The organism is Anaerostipes stercorihominis, assembly GCF_057535655.1.
In genome coordinates this window covers 353,549-360,480 of the sequence record NZ_BAAJCL010000002.1, presented here as the reverse complement: position 1 = coordinate 360,480, position 6,932 = coordinate 353,549, and the positions used below count along the sequence as shown (strand labels likewise).

The 6,932-nt window shown below is 42.6% G+C and carries 7 protein-coding genes; 4 read left to right on the top strand and 3 right to left on the bottom strand.

What is annotated here, in order from left to right:
* From AC27EF_RS03810 to AC27EF_RS03800, 3 genes are all read left to right on the top strand, one after another.
* Nucleotides 1-1,506 (top strand): acyl CoA:acetate/3-ketoacid CoA transferase (locus tag AC27EF_RS03810; protein WP_487108972.1); only part of this gene is annotated, 1,506 nt, incomplete at its 5' end.
* A gap of 27 nt (nucleotides 1,507-1,533) precedes the next feature.
* Nucleotides 1,534-2,847: a GntP family permease gene (locus tag AC27EF_RS03805; protein WP_487108970.1), complete on the top strand. Its 1,314-nt coding sequence runs from the start codon at nucleotides 1,534-1,536 to the stop codon at nucleotides 2,845-2,847.
* Nucleotides 2,848-3,088: 241 nt separating this feature from the next.
* Nucleotides 3,089-3,475: a hypothetical protein gene (locus AC27EF_RS03800; RefSeq protein ID WP_487108968.1), complete on the top strand. Its 387-nt coding sequence runs from the start codon at nucleotides 3,089-3,091 to the stop codon at nucleotides 3,473-3,475.
* On the opposite strand, the gene AC27EF_RS03795 is transcribed toward AC27EF_RS03800, so the two are convergent.
* From AC27EF_RS03795 to AC27EF_RS03785, 3 genes are read right to left on the bottom strand one after another with little or no spacing between them, the layout of a single operon-like run.
* On the bottom strand, nucleotides 3,454-4,512 hold the full coding sequence (locus AC27EF_RS03795) for an MBL fold metallo-hydrolase (RefSeq protein WP_487108966.1): 1,059 nt from the start codon (nucleotides 4,510-4,512) through the stop codon (nucleotides 3,454-3,456). The genes AC27EF_RS03800 and AC27EF_RS03795 overlap by 22 nt on opposite strands.
* 1 nt (nucleotide 4,513) lies before the next feature.
* On the bottom strand, nucleotides 4,514-5,503 hold the full coding sequence (locus tag AC27EF_RS03790) for an electron transfer flavoprotein subunit alpha/FixB family protein (RefSeq protein ID WP_487108964.1): 990 nt from the start codon (nucleotides 5,501-5,503) through the stop codon (nucleotides 4,514-4,516).
* 19 nt (nucleotides 5,504-5,522) lie between these two features.
* Nucleotides 5,523-6,278 (bottom strand): electron transfer flavoprotein subunit beta/FixA family protein, encoded by a 756-nt coding sequence (locus AC27EF_RS03785; RefSeq protein ID WP_487108962.1) that lies wholly within the window; start codon nucleotides 6,276-6,278, stop codon nucleotides 5,523-5,525.
* Nucleotides 6,279-6,459: 181 nt separating this feature from the next.
* On the opposite strand from AC27EF_RS03785, the gene AC27EF_RS03780 reads away from it, so the two are divergent.
* Nucleotides 6,460-6,849: a tautomerase family protein gene (locus AC27EF_RS03780; protein ID WP_487108960.1), complete on the top strand. Its 390-nt coding sequence runs from the start codon at nucleotides 6,460-6,462 to the stop codon at nucleotides 6,847-6,849.
* Nucleotides 6,850-6,932 lie beyond the last annotated feature (83 nt).

The window sequence follows — 6,932 nt, the reverse complement described above, 5'->3', positions numbered from 1 at the left end:
TCAGATTTTGCCTCACGACAAACACCCTTGCTGTTCAGCTATACACTTCCCACTATCTGGGCATGTTCGGGACTTACACCCGTTAGAGTTTGCCCATGCTGGGCAAACAAAAATCTGACCTACTTTTATGCCGCAGGTCAGGGAAATCGCGATGGCAGCGGAGCAGACCATTTTGCTCATGAGGGTATGACTTCCACAGTCATTGCCGGACACTACAATATGGCTCCAAAGCTTGGCGAGCTGATTATGCAAAACAAAATCAAAGCTTACAACCTTCCGCAGGGCACATTATCTCAGATGTATCGTGACATCGCCGGAAAAAAACTGGGAACTTTAACTCACGTTGGTCTCTATACATTTGCAGATCCGCGTGTCGAAGGAGGAAAACTAAATTCTGTTACAACCGAAGACATTGTGGAAGTAGTAAATTTATGCGGTGAAGAACGTCTCCTCTATAAATCCATCCCTGTAGATATCGCTTTTATCCGCGCTACCTATGCAGATGAACAGGGCAATATTTCCATGGAACACGAATGCTGCACTGCTGAAGCAACCGCCATAGCGCAGGCTGCAAAAAATTCCGGCGGAAAAGTTATCGTTCAGGTTGAAAAAGTTGTTCAGGATGTGGATCCAAAACTTGTAAAGGTTCCGGGGATCTATGTGGATGCCGTTGTTGTTACGCAAAATAAAGAACATCATACCCAGTGTGTGGGTTGTGATTACGACGGCTCGATGACAGGAGAGTTTCGAGCCCCTCTGGGAAGCCTCGACTATCCGCCTCTTTCCCCAAAGAAAATTATTGGACGCCGGGCTGCCATGGAATTAAGCAAGGATACTGTTGTAAACTTAGGAATCGGAATTCCTGAATACATTTCTATGGTTGCCAGCGAAGAAGGAATTAACGATCACTTTACTTTAACCGTAGAGGCCGGTCCGGTCGGCGGTGTTCCTCAGGGTGGTCCCCAATTTGGAGGTTCTGTGAATGCACAGGCAATCCTTGACCAGCCTGCTCAATTTGATTTCTATGACGGCGGCGGAATTGATGATGCGTTTTTAGGTCTTGCCCAGGCCGATAAAGACGGAAATATCAATGTTAGTAAATTCGGCCCGCGTATTGCCGGATGCGGAGGTTTCGTAAACATCACCCAAAACGCAAAACGTGTATATTACTGTGGTACCTTCACCGCCGGCGGATTAAAATGTTCCACAAAAGACGGAAAATTAATCATTGACCAGGAAGGAAAAGCTGATAAATTTATTGATACGGTGGAACAAATCACTTTTAGCGGAAAATACGCAAATAAAGTCGGACAGCCGGTTATGTATATTACAGAACGTGCCGTTTTTGAACTCCGTGAGGATGGCGTCTATCTCACCGAAGTCGCTCCAGGAATTGACATCCAGACACAGATTCTCGACCATATGGGATTTACTCCGAAAATGGACGGAAAACCAAAACAAATGGATGAAAGAATTTTTAGAGACGAACGGATGGGACTTGAATAGAAAATTCTCAAAGAGGAGGAAATTTCAATGAATCTACATATTTTAGTACTGATCGTTGCTATCGTATTATTCGGAGTGCTGGCTTTTAAACAAATGAGTGCTTTAATTTTAGCACCCCTTGTAACATCTTTTGTTATTATCTGTTCTGGAATGCCCATCCTTGACAGTTTGAAAAATCTTTTTATGCCGGCAGCATCGGAATATGTTACCAGTTATTTTCTGGTCTTTTTCGTCGGCGCCCTCTTCGGCGCAGTATATCAATATACCGGAGCCGCAGAATCCATTGCTCGCGCTATTGCGAGCCTTTGCCACGGAAAATTTGTAGCACCGATTATCATGATTATTACCGGTTTATTAACCTTCGGCGGAGTGAGCGGTTTCGTAGTATTTTTTGTAATCTATCCAATCGCCTTAAACTTGTTTAAAGAAGCCAATTTAACCAGACGATTGATCCCGGCTGCAATTTCTGCCGGATGCTGGACCTGGTCTATGAGTGGTCCCGGTTCCCCTTCTGTACAGAATGTCATTGCTATGGACAGCCTCGGAACCCCTTCCACTGCCGCTTTTGTTCCATCGCTTTTGTCAGCGATCGGTATGTTTTTGATGATTTTTTTCTGGCTGGAATGGCGTGCACGTTCCTTTACCAAAAAAGGGATTGGCTTCTTTGATAAAACACTGAAATATCAATTATCAGAAGATGAACTTCCTTCGGATGAAGAACATCCGGATCTGCCAAATGTAATCGTTGCGATTCTTCCGATTATTGTAATTTTAGTATTGTTTAACAATCCATGGCATCCGTTCCCAGTGGAGACTTCTGTATTTGCAGGAGTTGCGCTGGCTACCATTCTCATGTTCCGCCGAATTCACGGAATCAATGAGTGGATCAACGTATTTAACAAAGGGGCTGCCGATTCCGGAGTTTCTATCTTAAATACCGCGATTGTTGTAGGATTTGGCGGCGTTGTCTCTGAAACCCAGGGATTTACCGATCTTGTTGCAGGATTAAAACATCTTTCCATGCCGCCGCTTTTATTTGTTATGGTTACCGTTGCAGTTTGTGCCGGCGCCTGCGGTTCTGCTTCCGGAGGTATGGGGGTTGCTTTCAAAGCTTTAAAAGATACTTATATTTCATTGGGTGCTTCTCTGCCGGGCATTCACAGAATTTCTACGATTGCCGCCGGCACTCTGGATACCCTCCCTCATCAGGGAGCGCAGATTACACTGCTTGGCATTTGTAAAACCACACATAAAGAGGCTTACTGGGATATTGCAGTAACGCAGATCATTATACCGTTTATCGACTGCGGACTGTTTATTATCTTAACCAGTTTCCTATAAATTCAAGGAGTCCTCTGTACTGCCTATCATAAAAGTGATATACACTTTGACACATAATGAAATCACCGGAAGTGCCAAAAAGCACATTCCGGGATTGTAAGCGGTCGCCAAGACCTCGGGCAAGCCCGGACTTTGGCTTATCGCTATCACAAACAAGAAAAAGGCAGCCTGCGCTGTCTTTTTCTTCACCTTGGATTCACATCACATCATTTTTTTGTACCGAATCCAGAAAGGAATTTTTATGAAATATTTGTCTTCCATTAAGTTCATTTTAGGAATTTCTTCCACCTGTGCCGCACTGATTTTTGCTTTTTATCAGTTTTTTCTCGGCAATGTACTTTTTGATTTTACAAAACATTCTCAGGGATCCACTGCATTCCTTATTGCCGGATGCTTCTTCCTTGCAGGAATTATCAGCATTCTCACAAGAAAAGAAGACCGTCTGGAATCTTCAAACCTTCTGTATGCCGGTTCTTTTACCTGCGCCATGTTTTACTTTACGGCTGCCATTTTAGGATACCGGTACGCCGGCAGCTATCATGGGTATAACCTTTGGACGATCTTGTCTCTCCTTCTTGGCATGGTTCATATTTATATTATGAAATATCAGCGCAGCACTGCGCGGTAAACTGCTTTCCCATTGTCCAGCACCCGCTCAATTTTCCCCCGGTTTTCCAGATAGTCAAGATGTGACAAAGTTTCTCCCACAGCAAACCATTTCTGATTGTCTGGAAAGTCTTTCCAAAGAGTTTGGCGCATATTCCATTTCAAATCGCTGGCAACCTCATAAGCACTGGCTTCTCCTCTTCTTTCTATAGAATCATAAATACTTTGAAGCCGCTTCTTATGGTGCTGCTTGAGCTCATCCACTCTTTCATAAAGTGTCTTGAATTCTCCTCTGTGTCCCGGAAATGTCTTTGCCACATCATACGTTATAATTTTATCCAGACTTTTTAAATAATCTGCCAGCGAATCACGGACTCCGTTCCAAGAAGTAATATTTGGTGTAATATCGAACAAAACATGATCTCCGGAAAATAAAATCTTCTTTTCTTTCAAATACAAACACATATGCCCCGGTGTATGTCCCGGTGTCTGAATACACTGAAAATGATACGCACCCATTTCTAACATCTGTCCGTCTTCCAATAACTCCGCCTTAAATTTTTCCGGCGGGGCAAAGGTGCGTGCCTGATTGGTATCGCGAAGTCTCAGCATAACATCCTCCGGAAAGCCCTCCTCTAAAAACCGCTGTTCTAAAACGTTCCAATGTTCATTGTCAAAATCCTTGCTTAAATAATGAAAATCATCCTTTCCCATATAGACTTTCATTGGCGCTGTTTTTAACAGCCAGGGTACCAAACCGGAATGATCCGAGTGCAGATGTGTAAGAAATAATGAAGTATCTTCCAGAGAAAGTTCTATCTCTTCCATCCCCTGTCTTAACCCATCCATACACTCCTGTCGACAAAACCCCGTATCAATCAGAAGATTGCCTGCTTTTGTTTTTACAACATATGAATTTAAGGTCTTCAGCGGATTTTCAGGCAACGGCACATAAATTCTCCAGATTTCCAGGAAATCGTCTGCCTTGCCGGGCGAAACTTGTTCAGCCCGAAGGTTCGCGCATTCACGCGTATCTTGTGGATATAATTTTTCGATCATTTTATTTTCCTCCTACCATACATTCTAAAATTTTCTCTGCATCTCCTACAATTCCATAATCGCAATATTGAAAAATTGCAGCTCTCGGATTCTGATTCACTGCAAGAATGCACTCTGCCTCAATTCCCGTCATATGCTGAATTGCACCGGAAATACCAAATGCCAGATACAATTTCGGTTTTACAAAAACTCCGGACTGACCGATCTGCTGCTGCGCAACCGTCCACCCTGCATCTACGCAGGGTCTGGATGAACCTACCTCGCCTCCAATCTTTTCTGCCAATTTTTCCAGAAGAACAAATCCTTGTTCTCCTTTCATTCCGCGTCCTCCTGCCACAATAATTTTTGCCTGATCCAGACAAATCTCTCTTCCCTGTTTGGGAAGTGTTTCTTTATAGACCAAGTCCTGTGAATCTTCCTTCAGCCAGTCAGGATCTATGAAAATTAAATCGCCGCTCTCCTTCTCCTCATACCCGGCTTTTCCCATAACGCCGCTGCGAATTGTAATGATCGGAAAACAACTTTTATCCACCGCAAAATCCGCCATATGTTTCCCGTCAGATGCAGGTCTTGAAATCACAATACTCTCAAACTGGGAATCATAAAAAATTTTTGCAGCATCGACGAGAACTTCCGTATCCAGTTCAAACGCAAGACTCCCCGCAAGCACTCTTCCAAAGGCTGTCCCTCCGATCAATACTGCCTTCGGCTGTTTTTCTCTCAAACAGCGTGCAACAGCCTTCTGATACATCGAAGAATGGCGTTCTTTTAATCGCTGATCTGCTACACATAAAATCTCATCCAGATGATAATGTTTCAAACGCTCTGCTTCCTTTTTAACATCCTCTCCGGCAAGAATCACAGAAACCGACGTATGACACTGCTGTGCCAATTTTTTTCCAGCTCCAATCAATTCCAAAGTCAGCGGCAGTAATTCCTGTTTCTTTTGTTCTGCTACAATCACAATTCCGCCGGTTCTTCCAAATCTCATCTAGTTCGCCCCCTTCCTTCTACAGCACATGCTGATCTCTTAAAAACTGCTCAAGATTTTCGGCGCTTTCTGCATCATCTTTTCCTGTCAGCATCAAAAGTTTTTGTTTTTTTGCCGTTTTTTCCTCATATCGCCGTAGTCTTCGGATCTTTTTCTTCTCCAAAACTGCATGCAGTCTGGAATTATCAAAAATTTCTGTCTGATAGGTACCATTATATGTTTTCATAATATCCGGAACTGCAGGAAATCTGTTTTGATTTTTTTCACGAATAGACAGAACCATCGCGGGTATCTTCGCCTCTACACGATGATCCTCCTGATCACTTTCACAAATCGCCTGGATTTTTTCACCTTCCAAAACAATTTCCTTGGAATATGGAACCAGAGGTACATGGAGAGCTCCTGCCGTCATAGCCGCCATATGAGCAGAATCTCCGTCAATCGCCTGCCTTCCGCACAGTACGATATCAAATGTCCCCAAGCTGTTCACTGCCTGCGCCATAATTTTACTGATTCCTGCCACATCCAGATCTTCATATTGGAGATCTGATACCAGAACTGCCCGTTCAATTCCATAAGTCAGCGTCTCTTTTAGAATCTTTTCTGCGGACCTTGGTCCGATTCCAATGACGGTGACAGAACCGCCGTACAAATCCCGCAAATCCAATGCTTCCTTTAAGACATTTTTATCACTGTCATTGAAAACATCCACATCCTGATATTCCTGCTGTACCTTTTCATCGGGAACTTGTTTTAACAAAACAACAATATTCATTCTTACGTGTCACCTCCTTTTTAACTTGCCTTTTAAATATTTCGTATGCTAATTACATAATATCATCTGTGTAATTTTTCGTCAAGAATCTCTTGACTTTTGAATTTCATGATGTTATATTATATTTAATATTTAGCATGCTAATTATTAAAAACACAAACTATAAAAGGAGAGTACTACAATGCCATTGATTCAAATTGATTTACAAAAACAAAATAACAAAGAATATTTACAGAAAATTTTAGATGTCATTCACCAATGTGCGGTAGAAGCATTTGAAATTCCTCCAAGAGACCGCTATCAAATTGTTCATCAGCATGAACCAGATGAAATGATTCTGCTTGATACCGGACTTGGATTTGAACGTACTTCCCGCCAAATTGTGATCCGTGTCACAAGTAAAAAAAGAACTCCGGATAAAAAGCAAAAATTATATACTCTGTTAAGCAGCCGGCTGGAATCCGAATGCCAAATCCCACCCAAAGACTTACTGGTATCCATTGTGGAAAACGGAGATGCAGACTGGAGCTTCGGTTTTGGTAAAGCACAGTTTTTAACCGGTGAATTATAAAGAACAAAAAAATCAGGAACTGCATGTTAACTGCAATTCCTGATTTTTTCTTAGGAGTTTCTTTCTATTTTTTAGGAGTTTTC